This window comes from Amycolatopsis sp. NPDC051102 (genome assembly GCF_040682815.1).
In the GTDB taxonomy this organism is placed as follows: domain Bacteria; phylum Actinomycetota; class Actinomycetes; order Mycobacteriales; family Pseudonocardiaceae; genus Amycolatopsis.
In genome coordinates, this window is the sequence record NZ_JBFBBT010000009.1 from 47,568 (window position 1) to 74,037 (window position 26,470).

Annotated in this window: 20 protein-coding genes, 1 tRNA gene and 1 pseudogene; 10 read left to right on the plus strand and 12 right to left on the minus strand. The window is 69.0% G+C overall.

Going from position 1 to position 26,470, the window contains the following annotated elements:
- The first annotated feature begins 41 nt into the window (after positions 1-41).
- A complete protein-coding gene (locus AB0M93_RS24670) occupies positions 42-872 on the plus strand; it encodes a hypothetical protein (protein WP_364276575.1) in 831 nt (276 codons plus the stop codon).
- 71 nt (positions 873-943) lie between these two features.
- Here AB0M93_RS24670 and AB0M93_RS24675 read toward each other — a convergent pair whose 3' ends face one another.
- From AB0M93_RS24675 to AB0M93_RS24720, 10 genes are all read right to left on the minus strand, one after another.
- Positions 944-1,510 carry a hypothetical protein gene (locus AB0M93_RS24675; RefSeq protein ID WP_364276577.1) on the minus strand — a complete coding sequence of 189 codons (567 nt, stop codon included), beginning with the start codon at positions 1,508-1,510 and terminating at the stop codon, positions 944-946.
- Positions 1,507-3,108 carry an extracellular solute-binding protein gene (locus tag AB0M93_RS24680; RefSeq protein WP_364276579.1) on the minus strand — a complete coding sequence of 534 codons (1,602 nt, stop codon included), beginning with the start codon at positions 3,106-3,108 and terminating at the stop codon, positions 1,507-1,509. Before AB0M93_RS24680 ends, AB0M93_RS24675 begins: the two co-directional genes overlap by 4 nt.
- On the minus strand, positions 3,105-4,232 hold the full coding sequence (locus AB0M93_RS24685) for a toxic anion resistance protein (RefSeq protein ID WP_364276580.1): 1,128 nt from the start codon (positions 4,230-4,232) through the stop codon (positions 3,105-3,107). The genes AB0M93_RS24680 and AB0M93_RS24685 overlap by 4 nt, the downstream gene beginning before the upstream one ends.
- Before the next feature lies 1 nt (position 4,233).
- Complete coding sequence (locus AB0M93_RS24690; RefSeq protein WP_364276582.1) at positions 4,234-5,310, minus strand: hypothetical protein; 1,077 nt, start codon at positions 5,308-5,310, stop codon at positions 4,234-4,236.
- Positions 5,311-5,394: 84 nt separating this feature from the next.
- Positions 5,395-6,888: a carboxylesterase family protein gene (locus tag AB0M93_RS24695; RefSeq protein WP_364276584.1), complete on the minus strand. Its 1,494-nt coding sequence runs from the start codon at positions 6,886-6,888 to the stop codon at positions 5,395-5,397.
- Positions 6,888-8,309 carry an ATP-binding protein gene (locus AB0M93_RS24700; RefSeq protein WP_364276586.1) on the minus strand — a complete coding sequence of 474 codons (1,422 nt, stop codon included), beginning with the start codon at positions 8,307-8,309 and terminating at the stop codon, positions 6,888-6,890. Before AB0M93_RS24700 ends, AB0M93_RS24695 begins: the two co-directional genes overlap by 1 nt.
- Positions 8,306-9,958, minus strand: a complete 1,653-nt coding sequence (locus AB0M93_RS24705) for an FAD-dependent oxidoreductase (RefSeq protein ID WP_364276587.1) — start codon at positions 9,956-9,958, stop codon at positions 8,306-8,308. The genes AB0M93_RS24700 and AB0M93_RS24705 overlap by 4 nt, the downstream gene beginning before the upstream one ends.
- Positions 9,959-9,980: 22 nt before the next feature.
- On the minus strand, positions 9,981-10,895 hold the full coding sequence (locus tag AB0M93_RS24710; protein WP_364276589.1) for a ribonuclease Z: 915 nt from the start codon (positions 10,893-10,895) through the stop codon (positions 9,981-9,983).
- 13 nt (positions 10,896-10,908) lie between these two features.
- On the minus strand, positions 10,909-11,478 hold the full coding sequence (locus AB0M93_RS24715; RefSeq protein WP_364276591.1) for an HdeD family acid-resistance protein: 570 nt from the start codon (positions 11,476-11,478) through the stop codon (positions 10,909-10,911).
- Positions 11,479-11,611: 133 nt separating this feature from the next.
- A complete protein-coding gene (locus AB0M93_RS24720) occupies positions 11,612-13,780 on the minus strand; it encodes an RICIN domain-containing protein (protein ID WP_364276593.1) in 2,169 nt (722 codons plus the stop codon).
- A gap of 259 nt (positions 13,781-14,039) precedes the next feature.
- On the opposite strand from AB0M93_RS24720, the gene AB0M93_RS24725 reads away from it, so the two are divergent.
- The 6 genes and pseudogenes from AB0M93_RS24725 (at position 14,040) to AB0M93_RS24750 (ending at position 19,512) form a co-directional block, all read left to right on the plus strand.
- Positions 14,040-14,112 (plus strand) — tRNA-Ala (locus AB0M93_RS24725).
- Positions 14,113-14,450: 338 nt separating this feature from the next.
- Positions 14,451-14,693 (plus strand): annotated as a pseudogene (locus AB0M93_RS24730) (integrase core domain-containing protein); the annotation flags it as partial.
- 560 nt (positions 14,694-15,253) lie between these two features.
- Positions 15,254-15,577: a helix-turn-helix domain-containing protein gene (locus tag AB0M93_RS24735; protein WP_364276594.1), complete on the plus strand. Its 324-nt coding sequence runs from the start codon at positions 15,254-15,256 to the stop codon at positions 15,575-15,577.
- 119 nt (positions 15,578-15,696) lie between these two features.
- Positions 15,697-16,893 (plus strand): tyrosine-type recombinase/integrase, encoded by a 1,197-nt coding sequence (locus AB0M93_RS24740; RefSeq protein ID WP_364276596.1) that lies wholly within the window; start codon positions 15,697-15,699, stop codon positions 16,891-16,893.
- 643 nt (positions 16,894-17,536) lie between these two features.
- A complete protein-coding gene (locus AB0M93_RS24745) occupies positions 17,537-18,364 on the plus strand; it encodes a serine/threonine-protein kinase (RefSeq protein WP_364276597.1) in 828 nt (275 codons plus the stop codon).
- A complete protein-coding gene (locus AB0M93_RS24750) occupies positions 18,364-19,512 on the plus strand; it encodes a hypothetical protein (protein ID WP_364276599.1) in 1,149 nt (382 codons plus the stop codon). The genes AB0M93_RS24745 and AB0M93_RS24750 overlap by 1 nt, the downstream gene beginning before the upstream one ends.
- Positions 19,513-20,562: 1,050 nt before the next feature.
- Here AB0M93_RS24750 and AB0M93_RS24755 read toward each other — a convergent pair.
- The gene (locus AB0M93_RS24755; protein ID WP_364276601.1) at positions 20,563-21,606 is read right to left on the minus strand and encodes a DNA methyltransferase; all 1,044 of its coding nucleotides are present in this window, start codon (positions 21,604-21,606) and stop codon (positions 20,563-20,565) included.
- A gap of 29 nt (positions 21,607-21,635) precedes the next feature.
- Positions 21,636-22,268: a hypothetical protein gene (locus AB0M93_RS24760; protein ID WP_364276603.1), complete on the minus strand. Its 633-nt coding sequence runs from the start codon at positions 22,266-22,268 to the stop codon at positions 21,636-21,638.
- An 802-nt stretch (positions 22,269-23,070) separates the two neighbouring features.
- Between AB0M93_RS24760 and AB0M93_RS24765 the strand changes: the two genes are divergently transcribed.
- The 3 genes from AB0M93_RS24765 (at position 23,071) to AB0M93_RS24775 (ending at position 26,464) form a co-directional block, all read left to right on the plus strand.
- Positions 23,071-23,775, plus strand: coding sequence for a sigma-70 family RNA polymerase sigma factor (locus tag AB0M93_RS24765; RefSeq protein ID WP_364276604.1), 705 nt, complete (start codon positions 23,071-23,073; stop codon positions 23,773-23,775).
- Positions 23,776-23,936: 161 nt separating this feature from the next.
- Complete coding sequence (locus tag AB0M93_RS24770; RefSeq protein WP_364276606.1) at positions 23,937-24,260, plus strand: pilin; 324 nt, start codon at positions 23,937-23,939, stop codon at positions 24,258-24,260.
- Positions 24,261-24,763: 503 nt separating this feature from the next.
- Positions 24,764-26,464 (plus strand): hypothetical protein, encoded by a 1,701-nt coding sequence (locus AB0M93_RS24775; RefSeq protein WP_364276608.1) that lies wholly within the window; start codon positions 24,764-24,766, stop codon positions 26,462-26,464.
- Positions 26,465-26,470 lie beyond the last annotated feature (6 nt).

Below are 26,470 nucleotides of genomic sequence, written 5' to 3' on the forward strand. Positions count from 1 at the left end.
CGCCGTCGCCGCCGCCGGTGTCCTTGGGCGACACTGGACGGATGAGCGACGGCAGGTGGTTCGACGGCTGGTCACCCTGGCCGGAGCTGGCCGGCTTGGCCGCGGCCGGGCGTTCGCTGCTGCCGAACGTCCCGGTCACGCCGGCCGCCCTCGTGCGCACCGTCACCGAGCAGCTCGTCGGCCGCCGGCTGACCGCGAAGGTGGGTGACCGCGAAGTCGGCCTCACCCTCGCCGCGCTCGACTACCCCGCCGACAGCCTCCGGCTGGCCACCGGGCGCCTCGGCGACGTCCGGATCGTCGCCGAGGACGTCGACTGGCCGGAATCCGGCGCCGCCGACGGCGAGCAGGCCGGAAACATTCCGCTGCGCCGGGTCACCGTGCTCGCCGAAGACGTCCGCCTCCGCTCGTTGCCCACGCCGGCCGCCAAGCCCGCGCGGGTGCAGCTGGGGATCGCCGTGTACGCGGACGTGCTGCAGGACCGGGTGGCGAAAGCCCGCCCCGGGATCGTCGCCACTCCGGCCGGCAACGGGCTCTTGCAGATCCATTGGGCCAAGCGCCCGCACTGGGGCCATCTGACCCTCCGCCCCCAGGTGGCGGACGACGCCGTGGTGCTCGTGCCGCAGACCCTCCACATCGGACGGCGGCAGCTGCGCCCGCCCCGCCGCTTCCAGCCCATCCTGCTTCCCTTGCCGGAACTCCCGCCCGGGCTGAAACTGACGAAGGTGGAGCCGCGGCACGACGAACTCGTGCTGCACACAGTGGCGGAGGAATGGCCGGAGCGCCTTTCCCGCATTCCCCTGCCGGACCTGCTGAGCTGGCTGACCACCGCCGCGATGACACTGACCCTGCCGAACCTGGGTACGCGTTCATGATTTCCCCTTCCCGGTGCTGACATCGATCACGCTACTCGAACGCGCGTTCGAACATCATCACCCACAGGGGTTCAGGTTTCCCGGTCCCGCAGGTACCGCGTGTGGTCGGCCTGCCGGTCGACCTCGGTCGCGTAGAACCGCTCGGCCACCCGGTGCGCCTCCGCCTCGAGCAAACCCAGCTGCGCCACCAATTCCGCGCCCGCACCGGCCCGCCGCGCCACGAACCACCACGGCAGGTTGAGGTAGGTTTCCAGCGACAGCGGCAGATCGGTCCCCGCCAGCCGCGCGACGGCGTGCTGCAGCTCGGGGTCAGCCGAGAGCCGCTGCGGCCGGGAAAGCAGGTCGCGAAGCACTTCGGCAATCCGGTGCACCGTGTCCACAGAGGACGTCGGCATCCGGGACGCCTGCGCGGAAACCGCCGCCTCGAGCCCGTCCAGCGACTGCCGCAGCCCGGCGGACGCGTCGGGCACCAGCCGCACCTTCTCCCCCGGCGCGAGCAACGCACCGGCGGCGTAGAGCGCCGCCACGACGAACGGCCAGAACCACCCGACCACCCCGGTCAGGTACAGCCCGACGCCGATCAGCCCGCCGACGCAGCCGGCGAGGTTCTTGGTCGACCCCAGATAACGCAGCATCATTGGTACCCGCGAATCTCCTGGAACACCCGCGACAGCTGGACGTTGCGCGCGTCGAACACCTTGCCGCCGGTCTTCGCCGCGACCTGGGTCAGCTCGTCGCTGCTGCCTTCGCCGAACAGGACCGTGAACACCGGAACCTGGTTCACCGCGGGCGGCAGCGACCCGAGCGACGCCAGGAAGTCCGCCAGCGACGACCCGTTCGCGTTCTCGCCGTCGGTCATCAGCACGATGGAGGTGAACCGGTCCGGATCCGCCGCGGTCAGCGGCTCGAGCACCTGGTAGGCCCGGGAAAGGCTGTCGTAGATCGCCGTGCCGCCCCGGGCCGCCAGCCCTTCGGCGAACGTCTTGATGCGCGCCAGTTCGGGCGCGGGGTTCTCCTCCGGCACGGTGAACGTCTGCGGGACCCCGGGCCCGGTGCTGAACGGCAGCATCGTCACCTCCTCCCGGCTCCGGAACCGCCGGAACCGCCCGGTCAAGGACGTGTCGGCGCCGGTCAGCCCGACCAGCGCGGACCGCAGCGAGTCGATCCGCTCGCCCGCCATCGACCCGGACGTGTCGAGCACGTAGAGCGTCCGCGAGGGCCGCCGCAGCTTGTCGAAGTAGGCCGACAGCAACGCGTCGACCGCCTGCTGCGTCGCCGGGAACGGCAGCTCGACGAGGTCCCGCTGGGTGAACTGCGGCCCCAGCGCGACCCCGGGCACCACCGGACGCCGCCCGGTCGTCTCCATGATCCGCTGCTGCACCGACGGCGTCCGCAGGTGGTCGGCGAGCCGCTGGTGGGCCGAGCGCGCGTCGGAACCGGCGTCCGCCAGCAGGGTGAGCGGGTAGTCGGCGGTGACGACCCCGTCGCTCGGGTAGATGAGCGTGAGCGGCTGCGGCAGCTTCCCGGACGCGTTCGCCGAGAGCAGCACGGACTCGTAGTTGATCAGCCCGTCGACCGGGTCCGGGCCGGTCGCGCGCCGGACGTACGCGTCCGACAGCCAGCCCGAAGAACCCGCCGAAAGCGTCTGCGCGCTGAAGAACTGCGTCAGCTGCGAAGTGACCGAAGCGATCTGCTGGGCGTCGATCGCGTTGCCCGCGCCCGCCAGCGCGGACGCGACCCCGACCAGCGCCGAGAACCCGGAGTTCGACGCCGACGGGTCCGTCATCCCGTAGCTGAACGCCTTCTTCCCCGCCTGCGCGGCGATCTCGCCCCAGCTGACCGGCTTGCCGGCCCAGCCGAGCCGTTGCACCACCGGGGTGGCCAGCCCCAGCACCACCGGCGAGCTCATGATCTTGGCCTGGTTCCCGAGCCGCTTCGCCGCGTCGGGAATGCCGGCGGGATAACGGTTCGACGAGAACCACACGGCGTCGTACTTGCCGTCGACGCTCCCGTTCGCCAGCGCTTCGGCGCCTTCCAACGTGCCGGTGAAGGTGAACTTCACCTTCACGCCCGTGGCTTGCGCGGCTTCGTCGAGCACCGGCTGCATGTCCGCCAGCTCGCTGCCCGCGAGGACCCGCAAGGTCCCCGGCTCGGGCTCGCCCAACGGCGCGGACGACGAGTCGGAACACCCCGCCAGCAGCACCGCCCCCAAAGCGAGGGCCAGAACCTTCCTCATGCTTCTCCCTCGTGCGAGCGCCGCAGGTGGTCTTCGGCGCGGCGGATCTCCCCGGACAGCGATTCGACGGTCGCCGCCATCGTGCGGACGGCGTCGGCGCGGAACCCGTCGATCGCGTCGATCGAGGCGTAGATCCGGTCGAAGGACGCGCGGATCGTCTCGGTCGCGACAGCCGGGTCGCCGCTCGCCTTGCGGATCTCCGCGGACTGCAGGTCCAGCAGCTCGGTGTTGGCGCGGATCAGCCCGTCGGTGGTCGCCTGCAGCGCCGCGACCTCGTCGAGGACGTCCCGCTGGCTCGCCAGCGCACCGCTGACCAGCAACGCGACCCGCAGCGCGGACACCGTCGTGGACACCGCCCGTTCGACACCGCGGATCAGCTCGTCGTTGTTCTTGCGCACCAGGTCCAGCGCGAGGTAGCCCTGCGCGCTGACGGCCAGCTGGGTCAGCAGATCCTGGTGCCGTTGCCGGATCGGGTACAGCACGTCCGCGCGCAACGCGTTGGCGCGCGCGGGATCCGTCAGGTCGAAGACGCCGGCCTGTGCTTCGATCGCGCCGTCGACGGCCTCGGCGAGAGCGGCCGCTTCGGCGAGCTTCCCCATCACCTTCCACAGCCGCTCGCGCTCGCCCTTGATCGAGGCGTTGTCGCGGCGCAGCACGTCTTGGCGGCCACGCAGGTCGACGACCAGCGCGTTGACCGGCTCGTTCGCCGCGCGGTAACGGTCCAGCGCCCGCTTCGCGCCGGCCGCGACCGGGAACATCCCCAGCAGCTTCCGGCCGGTGAGCGGCAGCTTCGCCGGATCCAGCTCGGCGACGGTCCGGCGCAGGCTCGCAAGGCTCGTCGTGACGCCGTCCTGAGGGGACACCGCACTGCGCAACGACCGGTCGAGCATCGTCCCGGCGACCCCGGCCGCCGCGCGCATGTCGGCCTCGCCGACGGCCAGCAGCTCGTCCAGCAGGCCGGTGAACTCCGGCGAACGGACATCGAGGGCTTCGAGCCGGGACGCGAACTCCGCAGCGCGAACGGCGACTTCCGACCGCGTGTCCTCGCTGAGCGTGATCAGCCCGGCGGCGCGCTCGGCCGGGATCGCGGTGACCGGCTCGGGCGGGGTGAGCGTGAAGTCCATGTCAGTACTGCTTGCCGACGGCGTCGAGCAGCCGCTCGAGCGTCTCGAACGACGGCGGTTCGACGGCGTCCACCAGGTCGGCGGGTGCGTGGGCCGGTGCGGCGATCTCGGCGAACAGCTTCGGATCGGTGGTGCGGAAGCCGAAGGTCGCGGCGAGCCTGCCCAGCTCGGGGTCGGTCGCGAGGAGCTGCCCGACCTTGTCGCCGTCCCCCGACAGCGGGACGAGCGTGTGCTTCGAGTAGACCGTCGGTGCGGTGTAGAGCATCCGCATGTCCGGCCGGATCGAGCCGTCGCCACTCACCACCCGGCCGACGAACTGCGACTCGTAGATCAGCGCCAGCGGCGTCTTGCCCATGCCGGCCGACAGGTAGTCCTCGAACGGCCCCTCGGTGCTGTTCTGCGTGTATCCCTGGTCCAGGAACAGCTTCGCCACCGACGGCAGCACCTTCGCCTCCTGCTCCGGCGTGCTGACGACGGTGTTCCCGTTGGCCACGAAGGAAACGATCGACAGGTACATCGCCGCGGAGTTCGATTCGCGCGGGTCGGTCGTGGTGACCAGCACGTTTTTGCGCGCCGGGTAGGCGGTGTTGCCGGGCAGCTGGTCCCAGCGCGTCCCGGCCTTCGCCAGGTCGAGGTACTTCGCGATGTCAAGGACCTCGTAGTCGCCGGCCCCCTTGTGCACGACCCCGTCGGCCCGCAACAGGGAAACGATCGGCTCGAAGGAGGCGACGGCCATCGGCGACTGGAACGGCGTGTAGACCGTCGTCACCTTGCGGTCGCGCTGGATCTTCTGCGCCGCGGGCGACGACGACGGGAACGCGAACGCGTACTTCCCGAGGTCGACGGTCGTCGCGATCTGCCGTGACCCGGCCGTGTCGACCTCGACCTTCAGGCCGTGCCGGGCGAAGGCGTCGACGACGCGCTGGTCGGTGAAGAACGCCTGCTTCTCCGAACCGATCACCCCGCGCACGGTCGTCGTGGAGCCCGCGGCGCTGTCGTCGCCGCGACCCCAGATGATCACCCCCACGACGGCCAGCAACAGCACCACGGCCAGACCGATCGACACCCGGCGTTTCACCGATCCCACTCCCCTCGACGGCCCTTCGCCCATTGGACGCGGGAGCGAGCCGGTTCGAAGTGAACGGCGGGTGAAGGAACGGTCTCAGGTCACCGGGAACCAGGTCCCGGACGCCCATTCCGTGTCGCCCCAGGCTTTCCGCTCGTCGGCGCGTGGATCGAGCACCAGATCGGTGTCTTCCCGGAAAACCAGCACCGGCCGGAGTTCGGGGCCGTAGGGCGGCCATTCGGGACCGTCGGCGTCGGCGACGCCGTCGCGGATGAACCGCGCCCAGGCGCGGTGGATGAGCAGCGCCGCCCGCTCGCGCGCCGGGTTCACCGCGGTCGCCTGCGCGGACAGCGGCAGCGGCACCTTCCACGCCATCGTCGTTTCGGTGCCGTGGCCGCCGTCGAGCTGCTCGGGCACGCCGGGCGCGGCGATGTCGATCCGGTAGCGGTAGACCGGGGCGTGCGCGGACTGCGCGTCGGCGAGCCGTTGCGTCGGGATGCCGTACCGTTCGTCGCCCATCGCGGCGATTCGAGCGGCTTTGAGGTCGGGGACGCGGCGAAGGTACGTCTCGAGAAGCCGCGACGCACCTTCGTCGCCGAGGATGCTCGCGAGCACGCCGGACGCCGGGGCCGTCGCGACGTCGTCGCCGAGCATCAACGCGTACGTGCTGCCTTCGTTGCTGTTGCAGCCGATCAGCAACGGGATCCCGGCCGCGCTGCCCCGCCGGATCGGCTCGATCGGCACCTCGGGCAGCACCCGCGGGTGCAGTGTCGGGCGCCAGAGCCACAGCGCCTGGAAGCCGCTCAGGATCCGCTCCTGCGCCTCGACGAACTCCTTGGCGGCCAACGCCCGGAGCGCGGCCACGTCGTGGCAGCCGACCTCGTCCAGCAGCCGGCGCGCCAGTGCTGTCCCCGCTTCCGGCGTCGCGACGTGGTCCGCGCCGCCGGAACTGCTGATGGCCTGCGCGAACAGCCCCTTGCCCAGCGGGCTGCCCAGCAGGTTCCCGACGCTCTTCGCGCCCGCCGAAACGCCGTAGGCGGTGATCCGCGCCGGATCGCCGCCGAACGCGGAGATGTTGCGGCGCACCCACTTCAGAGCCTCGACCTGGTCGAGGAACCCGCAGACACCGGCGTCCGCTTCGGACTCGCCGAAGATCCCGGCGAGGTGCAGGAAACCGAGCGAGCCGAGCCGGTAGTTGATGGTGACCACGACAATCCCGACGCGCGCGAACTCCTCGCCGTCACCCAGCTGTTCGCCGTGGCCGACGCGGTAGCCGCCGCCGTGCAGCCAGAACAGCACCGGCCACCCACCCTCGGGCGCGGGCCCTTCGGGCGTGCAGACGTTGAGGTACAGGCAGTCTTCGTCGCACACGGCCGACGGGTTCATCGGGTCCGGCGACTGCATCGCGTGCGGCCCGTACTCCGTCGTCACGTGTACCCCGCCCGGCAGCGACGGCGGCTGCGGCGCCTTCCACCGCAGCTCGCCGACCGGCGGGCGGGCGTACGGGATCCCGCGCCACACGCGGACGCCGTCACCCGCCAGCCCGACCAGCGCCCCGAGTTCGGTCGTGACCGTCGGGACGGAAGCCATCAGAGCGAGGCCTGCTCGACCGTCGGCAGGCAGACCTCGAACCGGGTGTTCCCGGGCTCGGACTCGACACGCAGGTCGCCCTGGTGCCGTTCGACGACGATCTTCCACGAGATGTCCAGGCCCAGCCCGGTGCCCTCGCCGACCGGCTTGGTCGTGAAGAACGGCTCGAAGATCCGCGGTTTGATGTCCGCGGGGATGCCCGGGCCGGTGTCGCCGATTTCGACGCGGACCTGGTCGTTCTCGCCCCACGTCCGCAGCGTCAGCGTGCCCTCGCCCTGCATCGCGCCGAGGGCGTTGTCGATGATGTTCGTCCAGACCTGGTTCAGCTCGGCCGGGTACGCCGGGATCTTCGGCATGCTGCGGTCGTACTCCTTGACGACCCGGATCCCGTCGCCGATCTTGCCCGACAGCATCACGAGCGTGGAGTCGAGGCCGTCGTGGACGTCGACCCACTGGTGCGGCGCCCGGTCCATCTGCGAGTACTGCTTGGCCTTGCCGACCAGCGCGGAGATCCGCGTGGTGGAGTCCTCGATCTCGCCCATCAGCATCTCGGTTTCGAGCGCGTAGGCGAGCCAGCGGACGGCGCCGTCGATGAAGGTGTCGCCGACCTGCTCCAGCACGTGGTCCAGGTCGGCGGTGGTCAGCCCGGCGCGGACGTAGATGTCGGCGAGGTCCCAGCCGCCGTCGATGCCGCGGTCGTCGAACCAGTCGCCGATCTCGTCCTCGCGGTCCGACTGTTGCATCGCGGTCAGCTTCTCGGCCTGCGCGACCTGCTTGACCAGGCGTTCCTGGACGTCGATGAGCTGGTAGAGCAGCTCCGGGTCGATGTCCTTCTTGGCCAGGAAGGCGAGCTTGTGGCGCATCCCGGCGACGCGTTCGCGCAGCGCGGACGTCGCCCGGACGGCGGCCGCGGCCGGGTTGTTCAGCTCGTGCGTCAGGCCGGCCGAGAGCTCGCCGAGCGCCAGCAGACGGCGACGCGAGCCGATCACCGTGTCGCTGTTGCGCCAGCCGAGGTACATGCCCTCGAGCAGGTGCGTCGCCATCGGGAACCACCGGCGGAACTCGACGGAGAACTCGGCGGCGGGCAGCGCGAGCAGCGTCAGATCGCTCAGCGCCTGCACCGAAGCGCCGTAGCGGTGCTCGGCTTCCTGGTGCACGAAGAACTGCGTCGCGCCGAAGTAGGCGCCGCGCTGGTCGGACCGGTTCGTCTCGACTTCGGTGCCGCTGACCAGGCGCGTCATCCGGACGGCGCCGTTCAGGATCACGTAGAAGCAGGTCGCTTCCTCACCCTCGCGGATGACGAAGCTGTCGCCCTCGTACTCCTCGAGCACGGCGTTGGCGGCGACCCAGTCGAGCTGGCCCTCGGAAAGGTGTTCGAACAGGAAGAGGCCGCGAAGCTCTTCCCGCGGCAGTGCGCTCATTGTTCCTCCAGGTACCGGTGTACCAGCGTCACGGCCATCGCGCCCTCGCCGACCGCGGAGGCCACCCGCTTGACCGACTGCGACCGCACGTCACCGGCCACGAACACGCCCGGGATCGACGACTCGAGGTAGTGCGGATCACGGTCGAGCGGCCAGCCCGCCGGCCGCTGCCCGGCGGTCAGCAGGTCGGGCCCGGTGCACACGAAGCCGTGGTCGTCGCGGTGGATCGCGTCGCCGAGCCAGTCGGTGCGCGGGGCGGCGCCGATGAAGATGAACAGGTGCCCGCTCTCGACCGTCTCGGTGACGCCGTTCTCGCACAGCGTGATCCGCTCGAGGTGCCCGTCGCCGTGCACCTGCTTGACGGTGGTGTGCGTCCGGACGTGGATGTTCTCGATGCCCGCGATCTGCTCGATCAGGTAGTGCGACATCGACGCCTCGAGCGACTCGCCGCGCACCAGGATCGTGACGTCGCTGGCGTGCCGGGAGAAGAACACCGCGGCCTGCCCGGCGGAGTTGGCGCCGCCGACGATGTAGACGTGCTCGCCCTTGCACTCGGGTGCCTCGGTCGCGGCCGAGCCGTAGTAGACACCGCGGCCGGTCAGCTCCTCGATGCCGTCGGCCTGCAGGGCGCGGTAGGTGACGCCGCTGGCGAGGATCACCGAGTGCGCGGCGATCTCGCTGCCGTCGCCGAAGGTGATCACGCGCTGCGAGCCGCGGGCCTCCAGGCCGACGACGTCACGCGCGGTCAGCACCTCGGCACCGAACTTCTGCGCCTGGCGCCGCGCCCGGTCGGTCAGCTGCGCACCCGAGACGCCGTCCGGGAAGCCGAGGTAGTTCTCGATGCGCGAGCTCGTGCCGGCCTGGCCGCCGGTGGCCTTCTTCTCGACGAGCACCGTTCGCAGGCCTTCGGAGGCGCCGTACACCGCGGCGCCGAGGCCCGCCGGGCCGCCGCCGATGACGACGAGGTCGTAGAACTCCTGCGCCGGCCGGGTCGACAAGCCGACCGCGTCGGCGATCTCGCTGCCGGTCGGGTTCTTGAGGACGGTGCCGTCCGGGGTGACGACCACCGGGATGTCCTTGTCGGTCGCCTCCGCGGCCTGCAGGATCCGGCAGCCCTCGTCGTCGTCGACCGAGTACCAGCGGTACGGGACCGCGTTGCGCGCGAGGAAGTCGCGCAGGTGGAACGAGGGCGAGTTGTAGCGGTGGCCGATGAGCTTGACCTCTTCGACCGGCCGGTCGCCGACCGCTTTCCAGGTCTCGACCAGGGCGTCGATCACCGGGTAGAGCTTCTCCTCCGGCGGGTCCCACGGCTTGAGCAGGTAGTGGTCGACGTCGACGACGTTGATCGCCTGGATCGCGGCGTCGGTGTCGGCGTAGGCGGTCAGCAGGGCGCGGCGGGCGTGCGGGAACAGGTCCATCGCCTTCTCGAGGAAGGCGATCCCGTCCATCTGCGGCATCCGGTAGTCGGCGAGGATGGCCGCGACGGCGTCACCGCGCAGCTTGATCTCGCGCAGCGCGTCGAGGGCGTCCGGGCCGGAGTCGGCGCGGATGACGCGGTAGTCCTTCCCGTAGCGCCGGCGCAGGTCACGGGCGACCGAGCGGGACACGGCGGGATCGTCGTCGACGGTCATCAGGATCGGCTGGCTCACGAGATGCAGCCTACGGCGCTTCTCACGCGGTTGGGGAGGAGCGCCGTTTCGGCACCTGGACCCGCTCCAGGTCCTCGGCCACCACGATCTCGCCGTCGAACTCGGCCCGCGCTTCCTCTTCGAAGCGTCTCGGATCGGGGTAGCGCTGCGAGAAGTGGGTCAGCACGAGCTGCCGGACGCCGCACTCGGCGGCGACGCGCGCGGCCTGCCGCGCGGTCAGGTGGCCGAAGTCCTTCGCCAGCGACGTGTCCTCGGCCAGGAACGTCGACTCGATCACGAGCATGTCGGCGTTTTCGCTGAGCGCGTACACCGCGTCGCACAGCCGGGTGTCCATCACGAACGCGAACCGCTGGCCGGGCCGCGGCGTGCTGACGTCCTCGAGTCTGACGTCGCCGAGGTGGCCCGCCCGCTGCAACCGGCCGACGTCCGGGCCCGCGATGCCGCGTTCCCGCAGTTTTTCCGGGAGCATCGTGCGGCCGTCCGGCTCGGTCAGCCGGTAGCCGAACGCCTCGACGGGGTGGCTCAGCCGCCGCGCCTCGAGGGTGAACTTCCCGGTGGCGACCGGGCCGTCCCCGGCGATCGGGTGTTCCCGCAGGTCGGCCTGCTCGTAGTACGCCGTCGCGTGCCGCATCCGCTCGAAGTAGTGCGCGCCGGACGCCGGGAAGCAGGCGTGCACCGGGTGGCGGACCTTGTCCAGCGACAGCCGCTGGATCACGCCGGGCAGGCCGAGGCTGTGGTCGCCGTGGAAGTGCGTGATGCAGATCCGCGTGATGTCCGTGGCCGCGACCCCGGCGCGCAGCATCTGCCGCTGGGTGCCCTCGCCGGGGTCGAAGAGGAGGCCCTCGCCGTCCCAGCGGAGGAGGTAGCCGTTCTGGTTGCGGTGGCGCGTGGGCACCTGACTCGCGGTGCCCAGCACCACCAGTTCTCGGGTCGACACCCCCGAACGGTACTCAGCCGGCCGGCGTGGTGTCCCCCAGTTTCCGCAGCCGGAACGCCAGCACCAGCAGCATGATCCCGTAGAGCAGCGCGTAGATGCCGACGAGCAGCGCGATGCCGTACGCGCCGGCGATCGGGTTGATCACGATCAGGACGCCGGCGAGCACGGAGATCGCGCCGGCCGCGATGAGGAACGCCTCGCCGCGGATCTGCTTGCGCAGCCGGACCGCGGCGGCGATCTCGGCGATCCCGGTGATGATCGCCCAGAAGCCGACCAGCAGGGCGAGCAGCAGGACGGTGATACCGGGCCAGACCAGGACGAGGATCCCGGCGATGATGCCGAGCGCGCCGAGGACGCCGTAGGCCACGCGGTGCCCGGTGTCACCCGGGCGGAACGCCTGCATGAGCCCGCCGATGCCGTCGACGATCGCGTACACGCCGTACAGGATCGCCAGGACGAGCACGGTGGCGCCCGGCCAGATCAGCGCGAACAACCCGAAGAGCACGGCGAACACGCCGCGGACGGCGGCGATCGGCCAGGCTTTGCGGGGTTCGACGACGGTGAACGCTGCGAAAGAGGTCATCTGCCGCTCCCGGATCGATGGGGACCCCAGTATCGCGGCGATTACCCCGTCCGGCTCCTCGAACACCCCGTTCGGGCGTATCCACAAAGGACCGGCGTGCGCCGCGGCCGCCACCACGGCGCACGCCGGTGATTCAGGGGTAACTCACCAGGTTGACGGCCTTCGTGCCGGACGGCGTCGCCGGGCCGGTGTTGTTGATCACATGGGTGATCGTGCCCTGGTAGTTGAGCGACACGGTCACCATGTCGTGGAACCGGACACCCGGCGTGTTCGGCGCCTCGTACGCGTGAGCGCTGGCCACGGACGGGTTGGTGCTGAAGTAGCAGTAGCTGCCGAGGCCCCACGCTTCGTGACTGGTGACGTTCGGGGCGACCTTGTAGGCGGAGAAGCCCGGCGTCGAGCCGTTCATCCAGCTCGCCTGGTCGGGAACGTCGTAGGGCATCTCGTTCTGGAAGAAGTAGGTCCGGCCGCCGTTGCCGTTCCAGACGACCTGCGTCTTCTGGTAGTGCTCGACGAAGAGGCCGTACATGGTGACGTCGTTGCCGTTGACGACGAGCCCGGTGTCGGCGGTGTTGGTGCCCCAGCCGACGTACTCGTTGCGGTCGGCGTGGTCGGCGCACCAGATCCACATGTGGTCGCCGATCACGTTGCTGCTGTTGACGACCAGGCTGTTCGCCGCCTTCCCGACGGCGGCGCCGCCGATCCGGAAGAACACGTCGTGCAGCGACGTCGGGTTCGCGGCGTGGTTCGCGGCCGAGCCGGCCGGGCCGACCTGCATGAGCGTGTTCGAGCTGGTCGTGCCGGCGTCGATCAGCAGGCCGGCGACCTTGACGCCGTCGACGTCGTCCACCGACATCGCGGTGATGCCGTTGTCCGGGACGAGCGTGGCGATGCCGAGGCCGAGCACGACGGTGTCCGGCCGGGTGACGCGCAACGTCTGGTTCAGGTGGTAGACACCGGGCGTGACCAGCAGGTTCTTGCCCGCGGCGAGCGCGGCGTTCAGGTCCGCGGCGGTGGCACCGGGCTTGGCGATGTAGAACTGGCCGATCGGGATCGACGTACCCGGCGCGGTGCCGTTCGCCCAGGTCGTGCCGGAGGCGTTGGTCTTCACGCCCGGGACGAACACCTGGTAGTTGCCGGCGCCGTCGATGTAGAGGAACGGCTTTTCGCGCACGACCGGCGTCTGCGCGACGGTGGTGTAGGGCGGGCTTGGGAAGGTGTTCGCGGGGGCGCCCTGGACGCCGGCGAAGACCATGTTCCAGTTCGAGCCGTTCCAGCTCCCGAACTGCGAGTTCCGGGAGATCCACTGCTGCTGCGAGCCGGACCGCACCTGGCCGTCGATCTTCGTGTCGGAGATCCAGCCGCCGCTGGCCCACCCGCCGTCGTCGAGCTGCAGGTCACCGCGGACGTGCATGCGCCGGTAGGGCGCGGCCTGGCTGACGGCCCACCGGTCGGCACCCCCGGTCGGGTTCACGGACAGGTTTTCGGCGCCCCGCCAGAAGTTCTGGGTGGCGTTCTGCGGCGGGAACCAGTCGGCCTCGACGTGCACGGCGCCGTTGACGGTGACGGCGTCGGGGCTCAGGCCGAGGCCGAGGACCTGCGTGTAGAAGCCGACGTTGACGTCGTTGGCGTAGGTGCCGGGCTTGAACATGACGGCGTAGCGCTGGCTGCCGAACTGGTTGCGTTCCTGCTGGGCGAAGATGCTGTCGAGCCGGCTCTGGATGGCCGAGCTCGACATGCTCGGATCGAAGACGACGACGTTCGGGCCGAAGTCGGGCTGGCTCGTGTTCACGGGGGTCAGCATGAAGGACTGCGCGCCGGTGCCGTTGCAGGTGTACTGCTGCAGCTGGACGTCGTTGGTGGAAGCACCGGGGACGTCAAGGCACTTCCCGCTGTTGCGGCTGACGAAGTGGTACCGCCCGTTCCCCTCGTCGACGGCCTGCCACTGCTGGTTGGCCCCGCCTCCGTAGGTCCAGAGCTGAACCAGGCCACCATCGGCGGTGGAGACATCGGTGACATCCCAGGCGGCGGCCGGGTTGGTCCGGGCGTTGACCCGGAAGTAGCCGTCACCGGTGGCCTGGAACTGCCACTGCTGCGAGGCGGTCTGGTTGCAGGAGTACTGCTGGACAACGGTCCCATCGGCGGTCCCGGCCGCCCGGGCATCGACGCACTTGCCGCTGCCGCTGGCGGCCACGGTGTACCACCCATCGGGCGTGACAGCGGCCTCAGCTGTTGTCGTCACCATGCTTCCGACCAGGACCGACGCTGCCGCAAGCAGCGTCATCACCCGCCGTCTCGTCATCGAAGCCTCCTCTGCCGCACAGGCGGCGTCATCAAGAGGTGTGCCCGGTGTTGGAGACGCGGCGTAACGGGCGGGGACCTCGGCGTCACAACCGCGCAAAATGTAACGGCGGTCACGGCGGGGAGTCAATACAGGACTAAAAATAAGGTGTGAAGGTGCAGGTCAGGAGGTTTTGAGCGGTGTGGGTACCCCCGCGTGGAGGGCCTCGGAGCGGGGTGTAATGTATGGGCATACGAGATGCGGAGTTCACCTTCGCCTCGGGGCTATGGCGCAGCTGGTAGCGCACCTCACTGGCAGTGAGGGGGTCAGGGGTTCGAGTCCCCTTAGCTCCACAGTGACGAAACACCGCCCATCGGATCCGAAGATCCAGGTAGGGCGGTTTTTTCGTTCCACCGGATCTTGAGTTTCGCCAAGAAGAAGTTCAGCTACCCACCGGTAGCTGGGGCAAAACTGGGGCACCGGCCCGATCGCGGTGAAATGGGGTCACGAAAAGTGCCCCAGTAGCGTCCCCCGGACAGGTGGACGCCGAAGGTTCTTTGCGCGCATCTTCGTGTCTCGCCAGCGACAGGCTCAGCTTCCTCGCCGGGTTCTCGCTCAAAGCGGTTCGCCGCGGATCACCGCGGCCCTGTCTCCTCCACCCTGTGGCTAACCGGAGTTAGCAGCGACCACGAACTGCTATGCCGAGCGGTTCGTGCTCACAGCCAGAACCGAGCTCACCGACCGCATGTTGATCCTCAACGAGCGCCATCTGCAGGCCGTGCTCGCCGAGTACGTCCGGCACTACAACGGTCGACGGCCGCACCGTTCCCGCGAGCTTCGCCCACCCCGGCCGACCCACCCCGTGGCAGACCTCATCTCCCAGCGAGTCAAGCGACAACGGCTTCTCGGAGGCCTGATCAACGAGTACGAACGGGGCCGCGTAAATCCGCTGGTCAGTGCCGGTGAGCGACTTTGGAACCCCACAGGAGGACGACCGTCGCCACCCGCACACTGTCGGCCCACACTCGGCGACGGTGTGGGCGGTGGTGGCGCCGCGGTGTGCCAGCGGTGCTCGGGGTCGTCGAGCAGCCGCTGCTCGACCTCCGGGGCAACGTGAGAGTAGGTCTCCATGTCCACAGTGACGAAACACCGCCCGCCGGACACGAAACTCCAGGTAGGACTGTTTTTCATCAGATCGAATCTTGAGTTTCGTCAAGAAGAAGTTCAGCTACCGGCTAGTAGCTGGGCAAAACTGGGGCACGGGCCAGATCGCGGCGAAATGGGGTCACGAAAAGTGCCCCAGTAGCGTCCCCCGGACAGGTGGACGCCAGAGGTTCTTTGCGCGCACCTTTCGTGCCATCGGCGGCGAGCTCAGCTCCCTCGCCGAGTCTCGTCACGAAGCGATTCGCCGTGCATCACCGCAGTCCTGTCTCCTCCGATGCGGCTGAACGGAGTTAGCAGCGACCACGACCCGTCGCTCACTGCGAGGCCGCCATGCAAACCGACGATGAAGCCCTGCGGCGATCCGACCCCGGAGCGCTCGAGCTACCGAGCCACTCTCAGCCCGCCGACTCCTTCACCGACGAAGCGGGCCGGCTTCTCTATACGCCAGCAGCTGCGGCCCAGCGGTTGACCGTCGGCGAGTCGTGGCTTCGCCGCAAAGCCGGGCAGCGCCTCATCCCCTGCACCTTCGTCGGCAAACACCTGCGCTTCACCGAAGACGACCTTCGCGCCATCGTCGCCGCCGGCCACCGCGGACCGAGCCACCAGAACCATGCTCCGAGCCGGCCCGGCCGACGCCGCCGATCTCGTCGCTGACCCCCGTTCCGGTCCCGCTACGAGGTTCTTCGCCGAACACGCTTCCTCTCTGTCGCCTATGGAGCGGTCCTGGACACGCACCACCACGCGACCCCCTCACCACAGCACAGGAGTTCACCGTGCCCTGGACCGAACCCGCAGGCGACGACACTTGGCGAGTCCGCTACCGCCGCACCGACGGCACCAAAGGCGCCATCTCCGGCTTCCCCACCCCCGACGCCGCCGAGAACCACATCAGCACGATGCTCCACGAACAACGCACCGGAACCTGGATCGACCCCGAAGACGGCCGCACCACCATCACCCAATTCGCCCCCACCTGGCTCGACTCCCTCGACATCGACCAACGCACCGAAGAGAACTACCGCAGCTTCCTCAAAGTCCACATCCTCCCCCGCTGGGGCAACACCGCCTTCGCCGAACTCACCAACCTCGAGATCAGGAAGTGGGAGAAGAAACTCCGCGCCTCCGGGCTGGCCAAAACCACGGTCGACAGCATCATCAAGTGCTTCTCGCTCCTGCTCTCCGACGCCGTACCGGAGAAGCTGATCGCCGCCAATCCCCTCGTCGCCCGCCGCCGCGGCCGCCGTCGCCGCGCCCAGCGCACCCCGCGCAAGATCTGGGGCGAACCCGCCGAAGTCCTCCACGTCGCCGACCAAGCCGCCCTCAAATACGGGTCCTGCGGCGCCGTCCTCATCGTCACCGGCGGCTGGACCGGAGCCCGCTGGGGCGAACTCACCGGCCTCGACCGCGCCAACGTCCACCTCTACGACGACGACACCGGCTCCATCTACCTCGACCCCGACATCGGCGCCCTCCACGAACCCTGCAGCGGCCCGCTCTACCTCGGCCACCTCAAAACCGACGAGTCCGAACGCACCATCAGCCTGCCCCCGTTCCTCGTCCGCCTCCTCCGCCGGCACCTGACCACCCACAACCACCGCCAGGTCTTCGTCACCCCCAACCTCGAATGGCACCGCCGCAGCAACTTCTCCCGCCGCGCCTTCCGCCCCGCCGCCGACGGCAACCTCCACATCCCCAACCCCGCCATCCGCCTCCAGCCGGCCAAGCCCGGCCTCACCTTCCACGGCCTCCGCCACAGCCACAAAACCTGGATGATCGACGACGGCATCCCCGAAATCGCCCAAGCCCTCCGCCTCGGCCACGTCCTCCAAGACAAAGTCCAAGAGACCTACTCCCACGTCGCCGGCACAGTCGAACAACGCCTACTCGACAGCCTGCAAGCCCGATGGGACAAGGCCGTAGCCGACTCGGGGACCACAGCTGAAAACGCAATTTGGCGCAACTGCGCATAAAGCACCTTGCGGGGGCTGGTCGTGATCAGGTTGGCCTCGGTCAGCGTCCGCGTTGCGTTCTTCATGCGCCGGGCCCCGTTCTTCGGGAGGTCGGGCAGGTCGAGCAGGGTGGCCCAGGCCCGCGCCGGGAGAAAGTGGCGCGTCTCGCCGGGCGGGCACCAGCCACGATCCCGCTGACTGGCGGCTCTAGTCATGGTCCAGGATCAGGCGTGTTCGACCCGATACAGAACCGGATTGCGATCACAGGCCGAAGCCGTTGCGGAGAGCGTCGCCGGTACCTGAGCGCCACGATAACGAGTTCATTGCTTGTCGTAACGCAAGATCTACTCGGCGAGACATATGGACGTCGACCATCAGCACGTTGGAGGAGTTCGTGATCATTCGCCGTACCGCTCTCGCGGTTGCCGTCTCCGCGGCCACCCTCTCGTCGGCCGCGTCGGCGGTGCTGACTCCGCGATCTGCCGCCCGTCGACGCTGATCGCGGTCGGGTATGGCGGGTAGGTGCTCCTGAGCTGGGGCAGTTACGGGACTCGTATAACGCGACCTCCCCGTTGATAACAGAGAGTGACATCAAGTACACGCTTGTGGCTGCTATCGTTCGTTCACTTCGCCAAGCAGACTCTTGAACAGGCAGAATCAATACATGACGGAACTCGTGCGCGAAGCTTGCTCCCGACTGGATGTGGTGCCCGCACGGGCGCTCGTGCAAGGAGGGCAAAAGCAGGTGCACGTCGTGACACACCCCAACGGGGCAGAGAGCGTGCTCAAGCTCATCGACCTCGGACTGGCGGCGGATCCCAAGGCACTTGAGCGAGCACGCCGGGAGGTCGATCTGCTCAAAAGCATTGATCACCCCAACGTGGTGTCAGTCAGCTCCGACCTTCACCTACTCGGCGATCCCCCTGCAGCCGTGTTCTGGCTCGAAGAGTTCCTCGATGGCACGGACCTGCGATATAGCGGCTCCGGCTGGCCCGTCGAGCATTTGCTTGCGCTGGGCCGTGACGTCGCCGCGGGCCTGGGAGCACTTCACAAGAAAAAGGTCATCCATCGAGACCTCAGTCCTGGTAACGTCCAGCGGCTTACGTCGGGGAAGTTCGTGGTGATGGATCCGGGTTTCGCGAAGCACACACTCAGAAGCGGCCTGACCGTCGGCGGGCAGCCGGGCACGCGCGGATACATGACACCGGAGCATCTCCAGGCGTATTCGGGCGCGCCAACCGCGGCCTCCGATGTCTTCGGGTGTTGCGCGCTGGTTTACGCCGTCGCGACGGGACATTCGCCGGTGCCCTACAAGGGTGACGACTTCGAGTACCTCAAGCGCCTACGTACTGCGGAGCACATTCCACTCCAGGCCGCGCGCCCGGACTTACCGGACGGCGTCGTCGCCGTGGTCGAGCGTGGGCTGCACCCCCAGCCGGCGCGGCGGTATCGGAATGGCGACGCGCTGAAGCGCGCGTTCGAGGAGGCGTAATGGGAGTTTTCCTCGGCGATACTGCACGTAACACACTAATCAAGTGGACAACGAGCGCGATCAACGGCGGGTACGCGACCGGTGCGTACCTGTCCCCCTTCACCTCACCTCGGTTCGCCAATGGGTTCAAGCGCTCGGCGCAGGATACTTCCGAGCAGATCCGAGCGGCGGGTGGCGAGTTCTGGTTCGATCCAACCACATATGCGATGAACATGCCGCGAGCAGGCGACTTCCGCCACTACGACACCTGGGAGCTCTGGGACGGCGACCGAGGAGATCTGTCGTCGCGGCAGGCCATGCGTGACCACATCGACCGCGTCTATGCCATTCAGCGCGAGCTCGCCAGTCCGTTTCTCGCTCCGTCGTTGCTCGTGTCGTACCCGGACACGCCGACCAGCCAGAGCGCGCTCGAACTCAGTCAGGAGGCGGTCGCCGCCTCGCCTTCGGCATGGCTCACCGTGGCTGGCGACCATCAGTTCTGGAGTGCCGGAGCGGAACTCGACGCGCACATCGGTGCGCTCGACCAATTGGAGCCCGGCGGCTGGCTTCTCGTGGTGACCCGATCGGACAACTCAATGCCTCCCAGCGCCACAGCCGAGGAAGTGTACGGGCTGATGCGGACTACATTCGCGCTCAGCCAGGACAAGCCAGTACGCGTCGCCTTCGGTGATCTGGCAGCGCTTCCCGCTGTCGCCGCCGGCGCGGAAGCGATCGGTACCGGCTGGGACCTCCGCCAGCGAATCTGTGCCTATCAGGACTTCGAGGAGCGAGAGGGTGACCAAAATGGCGGCGGCTGGTACCAGCGGCCCACGCTCATTGGCCTCATGGGTGGCCTCACCAACGGCGAATACAGCGTGTTGTCCTCAGAAGCTCCCGCCCTCGCATCGCGCCTGTCGCCAGGCATGATCGGCCCGAAGGCCGAACAGGCATTCCAGCACCACTCGACGCTGCTGACCAAGCTCGTCGACGAGCTCAACAATCTCACCCAACGTGACCGAATTGTTGCGCTCCGAGAGCGCTATGTGGCCGCTCGGCCGGAGTGGCCCGAGGTAAAACGAATAACCGGCGCGAAGATCGGACCCGACAGGTGGATCAAGCCGTTTCTCGACGGGCTCGACTTATTCATGGCCTCAGAAGGCTGGATGTGACAACGCGATTGCGGCGTACAGGTGCTCAAAGCCCCTAAGTCGCTTGGCGGGCGCAGGACGTCGCGCGCGCGGACGCACGATCCAACCGGCCTCAGAGAAGAGGCCCGCACGGTCCCGTTCGACGCACTCGGCAGCCCGTTTTTCAGCAACCGGTCCGACGTCACCCAGGAGCACAACGTAGTTGTTAGCCCACGTTCGGTACGCACGCCCCTGGAGTACAGCCTTTCGCCAGTCTTTTACCTTTGCTTCGAGGGCGAAGAGGGAACCTCGGGGAACCAGAGCCGGGTTGATCCGATGCGCTCCTCCCGAAGTGACCTCGATGGCGTTGGCCCGCTCAAGGCGGATCAGGACTGGCTCTAGTTGAGACCAGGACCATGCAACCCGGCGCGCTACCGTCGTCGCCGACAGTGGCTGCCCTGAGTGAAGGACTGAAAGCACTAGGCAGTCAGCTTCTGCGAGGATCGGTTGAACACCTGCCGCTCGGCGGTCTCGCAGCCACTCCTGCCCCCCAGCCAATGCGATGAAGTCAGGAAGGCCCAGTGGACTCGGCATCTCCGGAATAAGAAGAATGTCGTTCGGAACGCCCGGGAGCGTCGCAGCTGCCGTCTCAGCCAGCTCATGCAAAGCCAACTCGGCCTGCGGCTCGAAACGCCGGCCTCCACGCGAGGACACCGGAGTCACAAGTGTGACGCTGCGCACCGGCCGCACCCTCCCTTTTCCTCGAAGCAGCCGCTGCGGGAGTCCGCGCGTCGCTCAGAAGACGACTGTCTCACCTCGAACGGAACCCTTCGGCGTCAGGGGGCGGAAAGTACTCCGATCAAGACAAACTACCCGGTAGCGTTCTGCACCGGCCTGCTCTGTGCGCGACCCATGGACTCTCCATACGCGAGTCAGGGTTTAACGCCTCGCTGGTCTACGCGACGCTCGAACCGGATTCGCCGCGACGATCACTCCGGCATAGCCGAGGGCGACTCGCTGGCCGGAGCCAACTCGCGGCGCGTGGCGAGCCGCCATGGCGATCGGGCACAGTGACCGGCCTCAGCACGGCCATCATGCCGTTCGCCTGCCCAGCGCCGCATCGTCCGGCGACTCGGCTGACGAGGCAGACGCATCGTCGACCAGCAGGCTAGCGGCTTTGCGGAACACGATGACGTCCTCGTGCGCGATCAGGTGTAGCGGCAGGCCGGCGTCGCGCTGCTTGCGGATGAAGTCGCGTTGGAAGAAGCTGCCGCGTGCGACCAGCTCGGTGTCAGCGACACGGGCGAGCAGGGCGACGCATCGCTCGACCGGGACCAGGCCGGCTGCGGCGCCGCAGGCGATGACCTGGGAGGGCAGGTCGATCAGCTCGGCGTGCTCGCGCCACGGTCGGACCGTGATCGCGACGTGGCCGCCTGGGCGCAGGACGTGGGCGCAGGCGGTGAGGATGCGGGTGAAGCCGGCCAGCAGGCGGTGGTGTCCGATGTTGGCGAGGTTGCCGCGGTCGAGTGCGCTGCCGTAGCGGTAGTGGCGCTTGCTGACCTTGTCGACTCCAGCCTCCCGGTTCGTGCTGACGAGGCCGTGTACTGACGGGCCGTACGGCGGCGAGGTGACCACTAGCACGACCTGGCCGACGTACTCGACGGGTAGCAGGGTCTCGAGCTGGCGTGCGTCGCCGCGGACGACCTGGCCGTCGTGGTCGTAGCCCCGTTTGCAGGCGAAGCGCAGGTTCGCGCGGGCGATGTCGACCCAGTGTGGCTCGTACTCGACGCCAACCGCGCGGCGGTCGAGGTCGATTGCCTCGACCAGCGTGGTGCCGATTCCGCACATCGGGTCCAGCACCACCTCCCCCGGTTCCGTGTAGTGCTCGATGGCGTGCGCGGCGACGGCGGGCAGCATTTTGGCCGGGTGCGCGGTGGACTCCGGCACGTACCGGCCCTTGCGCTGCGCGGCTGGCGAGGTCTGCGCGGTCGCCCACACCGACACCGGCAGCTCACCGAAGTCCGTCGGCGCGTCGGCGGGCGGGGTGGTGTCGAGGGCGTCGATGAACGCGCGGGACAGCGGCATGGTCGGCTCGTCGACCGAGGACGACGTGGTGTTCGGCTGCGTGGTGGCCATGGCGGTGCACCTGCCTTTCGGTTCGCTGATCATCGGAGGTCTTCGGGCTGCGTGGCATCAGCGTGGGCTTGGGCGAAGACGAGGACATCGCCGTGCGCTCGCGCGTGCGTCATCGGCGCGGCGAGTTCTCCGCCGCCGGGAGCCGGTTCGACTCGATCTGTCCCGATGGGTGGCTGCAGGCGACCGTTCCGGATGGCGGTGTGCAGGGTGACGATGTGCTGGAGGTAGAGCAGGTCGGCGTTTTGCGCGGCCGCGATCATCGGGCCTGACGGGTCGGTCAACCGGCCGGTCGACCAGTCGCTGTGGGTGTAGACCGCGAGGATGCCGCCGAAGGTGAGGGCCTGCGCTGCCGCGATCGCCAGCGTCTCCGCCGAGCCGTCGGTTCCGCGATCCGGTGGCAGCGAGGTGATGACCAAGTCGACGCGCTCGCCAGCCAGCACCGAGGTTGAGTTCGCCTCGTCGCTCATGGCCGCTTTGTCCGTGGTCGGCTGTCCGAGCTTCCTGATCGCGGGGTAGCGACCAAGCGCGTGCACGGCGTCGAGCGCGGCATCCAGTTCGCCGGCGCCGCGACTCGCCGCCTGCCTTACGGCCGGCCATGGCGCAAGCAGGACTCGAGCGCCGGATGCCGAAAAGCTGCTCGTGATGGTCTCGATGATCGGCACCGGCCAAGTGGCTGCCGGGTGGATCGGGTCGGGCCCCATCGTCCACACCGTCGATGGAATCGGCGCCAGCTCTCGGGTGGCGGCCACCCTCTTCGGGGAGCGGCGAGTGCGGGAGCTCGTGCCGACGGGATCGGGAGCACCCGGGTACGGGATGCCGTTGGCGGGCCGAGTGCGCGGTGGACGGGTCGAGTCGTCTCGATTGGATGGCCTGTTGGTCGAAGTCACTGGGCGTCGAGTCACGAGCGGAACCTCCGGAGGCGGGTCACCGACCGATCGAGTCGGCGGCTTCTGCGCGGTCGCCGGCTAACTCCGGGAACGAGGTCGGCAAGAGACACCGTCGCGCCGAATCCGTGTTCCGCCCGGCGGACAAACCTCTGTGGCGAAGTCCGAGCAGGTCTACTGCCGGATCACCCTCGAAATTCGAGGGCGAGGTGCGGGCGTGAAACGGCTTTGAAGCGGCTTCGTCACGTCTCTGACCTGGGCTTGAAGCGGTTTTGAGGCGCCCCGGCGGGCTTCCTGGCGACGTCATCTTCCGCTCGTTAGGAGTGCCGTCATGGACCAGCCCTCGTCACCGAACCATCCCGCTTTCACGTCGCCAGCGCGTCCGCGTGGCGAGCTCGGCGTGTTCGATACCGCCCGCACCGCGTTCGCCTGGCTGGTCACCGGACCACATCCGGTTGCCCTCGACGGCCGCCAAATTTCCGAGCTGCCGCCGCGACTGGTGCCGCTGGACGAAGTGGGCCGACTAACCGTCGCGAAAGGATGTCCACAACAGACCCGGGACGCGGTGTGGACAGCACTCGTGACACGGTCCCGTGCCGAGGGCGGCACGTGGACCGTCGCGTGCGTCGGCCTGGCCCTCCCGGTGCTGCTGCCGGTCGCGGCCAAGCTGACCAACCGGTTCCGCGGCGAGGCCCACGACATCCACGCCGCAGTGCTGACCGGCTTCCTCGAAGCGCTCACCGACGTCGACCTCACCCGGCCGGCGATCCTCGTCCGGCTGCGCTGGGCCGCCTACCGCGCCGGCCACCGCGCCTTGCGGGAGGCGCTCGACGCCGCGGCCCCGGTCGCCGACCTCGGCGCTCGCGCGCCCGGGCCGGAGCACGCCGGCGGACACCCCGATTTTGTTCTGCTCGCCGCCGTCGACGCCGGTGTCCTGACCGTCGCCGACGCCGCGCTGATCGGCGACACGAGGTTCGGTGAGCTGTCGCTGGCCGACGCGGCACAGGCCCGCGGCCAAACGTATAAGGCGACGCAGCAGGCCCGGCACCGCGCCGAGCGCAGGCTGGCCGATTACCTCAGCACCCTTAGCGAGAGCGACCTGGGAACGCGCCGGAAGAGGCGGCGCTCCGGCGCCTGCGAGCCCGAGAAGACGCGGCGTCCGGTGTCTCCCCGGCCGCCGAAATCCGGAGTTGGTGACCGCGGGACGCGAGTGCCCGCCCGCCCTCGCCCCTCCCGGTCCACGTCGGAACCGGGCGCCATTCAGGAGGCGTCCTCATGCGACTGATCTCGCACCGCCCCGCTCACCGCACACCCGACCGCCGGCCACCGAACCGGCCCGGACACCACGCGACGGCTCGAGTTCCCGCTCGCGTGACAAGCTGCCGCGGCCCCGGTTCTGTGCTGAAAGCTCCGACCTCTCCAGCGCGATCGTCTCGGCGCTCGGTCATGGTGCTCGGGTGCACGCTGGCCGTCGCCGCGCTGTTGCTCGGTGGTTCCGCGGCGCACGCGGAGACTGTGCAGTACGTCGCGCTCGCCCAGTCCGTCGATCAGGTCCTGTCGAACATCCGCTCGTGGATCATGGGCATCCTCGCCGGCGTCGCGCTCGTCTTCCTGACTATCGGCGGGCTGCGCTACCTGATGGCGTCCAACGACCCCGGCGAGATCGAGAAGGCGAAAGGCGCGTTCAAGGCCGCCGGGATCGGGTTCGGGCTCGCCGCCCTCGCGCCGCTGGTCGTCGAAATCCTCAAGACGATCGTCGGCGGGGTGTGACGATGTCCGCCCGCGCCTCACGTCGCATGGTCACCCCCGAAAATTCGGTTCGGCCGTCACGTCGCCGTCTGCTCTGGCTCGCCGTCTTGGCGACGTTGCTCGCTACCGTGCTCGGCGGCATCGCGTCCAACACAGCCGCCGCAGGTCCGCGGCAGACAGCGACAGTCCAGCTCGAGCCAGCACAGCCACCGCTGCCGTTGCCGCCCAACCCGGGGTGCGCGCCGAGTTCTGCCGAACCGGCATGCCACCTTCCGAGCACGAGCTCGGCCCCGCCGGTTCCGGGGACTCCCCTGCCGCCGATCACCGCGCTGCCCACTCCGCCGTCGTGCTTTCCCGGCGCGTTGGATCCCGGCTGCGCGCCGGCCACCAGCTCGCCGTGTCAGGGTCCGAACTGCATCCCGCAGCCGTCCACGCTCGTGCCGAGCACGCCACCGCCGGCAGAGGCCCCGGACGGGGCCGGCGGCGACGCCGCGGAATGCGGACTTACCGACCTCACCGGCTGCATGGTCGTCGCCGCGAGCGCGCTGCTTGCCGCGGTCGTCGCCGCCGGGATGAACCCGCTGCTGGACCTGCTCGGCAAGACGCTGCTGACGACCCCGGAACCGGATCAGCTGCCCGGTCTGGGCGCCGTGTGGGTCGGCTCGTGGCACATCCTGCTCACCGCCTACGTGGTCCTCGTGCTGCTGGCCGGGCTGATCATCATGGGCTACCAGACGCTGCAGGCCCGCTACACCGTCAAAGAACTCGCCCCGCGACTCGTCGTGGGCTTTCTCGCCGGGACGCTCTCGCTGTTCCTGATGACCAAGGGCATCCAGGTCGCCAACGCGTTGTCGGCCGCGGTGCTCGGCGAGGGCGTCGATCCGGCGCAGATGACGCGCAGCTTGATCACGATGGTGCAGGGCTCCCTGCACGGCGGCGGCATCTTCCTCGGGATTCTCGGGCTGGTCCTGGTGGCGATGCTGCTGGTCCTGCTGGTGGTCTTCGTGGTGCGGGTGATGGTGACGATCCTGTTGGTCGCCGCCGCGCCGATCGTGCTGATGTTCCACGCCCTTCCCCACACCGAAGGCATCGCCTACCTCTGGTGGAAAGGCTCCGGCGGGGTGCTGTTCATCCAGGTCGGTCAGTCGTTGACGCTCGTTGTCACCGTGCGGGTGTTCTTCGCACCGGGCGGGTTCACCATCTTCGGTCCGTCGCTCTCGTCGCTGATGAACCTGCTGCTGTGCATCGCGCTGATGTACGTGCTGATCAAAATCCCGTTCTGGTTCCTCGCCCCGTTGCGCTCCGGCCGTCCCTCGCTGCTCGGGCGGATCGCGCGCGGCGTGATCGCCTACAAGACCATGGGTCTGCTCACCGGCGCCGCCGGGGGCGCTCGCGCAGCTGGACGCCCACGCGCCGGCAGGCCAAGTGCGCCACCTGATCCGCCGGCGACCCGATCGGGACAGTTCATGCTGCCCATGCGACTGCGACGCACGACCAGCTCAGTGCGGAACTCGCGCCGTGGGTGGGACGAGCCGCCGAGGACCGGCGCGCTCGACAGGACGCCGATTGCCGGCCAGCTGTCGTTGTTCACCTCACACACGCGCGACGGCAAACCGGCTCTGCGTGCCAACCCACGCGCGTTGCCGCCGAAGGACCTGCCGAACGCGCTGCCGGCCGATCAACTCGGGTTGCCGATGACCGTGCGGCGCGAGCCCGACCGGATGCCGCGTCGCACCCTGGCCGACGACCTCGCGCACCCAGTACCTGTTCGGCCGCCGCGTCAACCGGGGCTGTTGATGCCCGACGGGCGGATCAACCGCAATGCCCGCCCGCCCGCGAAGCTGCCGAACGCGCTGATCCCACCGAGCCCAGGCATGCTGCCGATCCACCTGCCGCCACAGACCGCGCGGTCTGCTCGGCGCAGCCTCGCCGACGACCTCAACGCCGCTGGCCTTACCAACCGGGCGCCGCAGACCGGGCCCGGCCTGATCACGCCGTCCGGGCAGATCAACCGCGCGGCCCGCGCTCGCCGCCGCGCCGCGCCGGACGCCTTCAGCGGCAACCGGCCGCTCGTGTCCGGGCAGTACCCGCTCCCGCTGGGTCTCCGTCGCCAGCCGAAACCCACTCCGCTCACGCCACCAGCGCCGACGCGGAACCCGACCGGCACGCAACTGCCGTTGCCGCTGAGCCTGCCGCCACGGCGGCGCCGACCGAAGTCGAAGTGAGGTCGC